A 1,705-nucleotide genomic window follows, 5' to 3' on the forward strand; every position below is an offset into this window, starting at 1 on the left:
CCACGGCTCGGACATGGGCGGCTCGCTGCGCAATCCGGCCAGCTTCTGCGGCATCGTCGGCCTGCGCCCCAGCTTCGGCCGGGTGGCGCATACGCCGGCGGTGGCGATCGACCGCAATCTCGGCGTCCAAGGACCGATGGCCCGCACCGTCGACGACGTGGCGCTGCTGCTCGACGCCATGAGCGGCGAGATTGCCGCCGACCCGCTGTCGATCCCCTCGCCTGCGACCTCGTTTCTCTCCGCATCGCGCGCGCGGACCAAGCCGCTCCGCGTCGCCTACTCGCCCGATCTCGGCATCACGCCGGTCGATCCGGAAGTCGCGGCGATCACCCGCAAGGCGGCCGAGCGCTTCGCCGAGGCCGGCGTGATCGTCGAGGAGGCGCATCCCGATCTGTCCGAAGCGCACGAATGCTTCCAGGCGCTGCGCGCTTTCGACTTCGCAATCAGCAAGACCGATCTGCTCCGTACCAAGCGCGACCTGCTCAAGCCCGAAGTGATCTGGAATATCGAACAGGGCCTCAAGCTCAGCGTCGACGACCTCGCCAAGGCCGAAGCCCAGCGCGTCGCGATGACGGCGCGCACCGTGGCGTTCTTCGAAACCTACGACCTGCTGCTGTCGCCAGCCACCATCACGGCGGCGTTCCCGGTCGAGCAGCGCTATCTCGCCGAATGCAACGGCAAGACATTCGACAACTACGTCGAATGGCTCGCCATCGTCTACGCGATCACGCTGGTGTGTTGCCCGGCGCTGTCGCTGCCCTGCGGCTTCACGGCGAATGGTCTGCCGGTCGGCCTGCAGATGGTGGCCCGGCCGCGCAACGAAGCCGGCCTGCTCGGCGGCGCCGCGTTGCTCGAGGACATCCTCGGGCTTGGAACCAGCAAGCCGATCGACCCGCGGCCGATCGCCTGAAACGCGGCGCCGCGCTGACGGACGTACCGCCGCCGTGCTAATCTCGCTGCGCAGCCGTATCCGAGCTGCGCAGCCAGAGGAGACGTCATGACGGACGAGCGCGAGCCGCCCGACTCCAAGCTCACCCGCAGCAAGCAGCGCTGGGCCAGCGAGGGCAAATTCCTCACCGGGCAACATGCGCAGCGCACCCAGCAACGCCTGCCGCCGGGTCAGCACCTCGTCAATAATTGGCCGGTGCTCGACCTCGGGCTGCAGCCGGACATTCCGCGCGAGCGCTGGCGGTTCGATGTCTACGGCTCGGTCGAGCAGCCGCTGTCGTGGAATTGGACGGAGTTTCTCGCCCAGTCGCAATCCGACTTCGTCACCGACATTCATTGCGTCACCACCTGGTCGCGCTACGACAATCGCTGGCAGGGCGTCGCCACGCGCGATCTGCTGGATGCCTGCATGCCGCACGATCAGGCGCAGTTCGTCGCGCTGCACTCCTACGACGGCTACACCACCAATCTGCCGCTGGAGGATTTTGCAGCGCCCGACGCGCTGCTGGCGCACAGCTGGAACGGCGCGCCGCTCACTGAAGAGCACGGCGGCCCGATGCGCCTCGTGGTGCCGCATCTGTACTTCTGGAAAAGCGCCAAATGGCTGAAGGCGATCGAGTTCGTCCACACCGACCAGCTCGGCTACTGGGAAGTCCGCGGCTATCACCGTCGTGGTAATCCCTGGGCGGAAGAGCGTTATTCAGTGGACTGAGTTTAATCGGCTAACGGTTGCGCCGACTAGGTTCAGCCGTCCTTG

The 1,705-nt window shown here is 66.5% G+C and carries 2 protein-coding genes; both read left to right on the top strand.

The features are described 5' to 3' along the window. On the top strand, positions 1–910 hold a 910-nt coding region (locus tag I5M_RS07100), incomplete at its 5' end, for an amidase (RefSeq protein WP_022720764.1). Positions 911–997: 87 nt separating this feature from the next. Then, positions 998–1,660 carry a sulfite oxidase-like oxidoreductase gene (locus I5M_RS07105; protein WP_022720765.1) on the top strand — a complete coding sequence of 221 codons (663 nt, stop codon included), beginning with the start codon at positions 998–1,000 and terminating at the stop codon, positions 1,658–1,660. The last annotated feature ends 45 nt before the right edge of the window (positions 1,661–1,705 follow it).

Source organism: Rhodopseudomonas sp. B29, assembly GCF_000333455.1.
In the GTDB taxonomy this organism is placed as follows: Bacteria; Pseudomonadota; Alphaproteobacteria; order Rhizobiales; family Xanthobacteraceae; genus Rhodopseudomonas.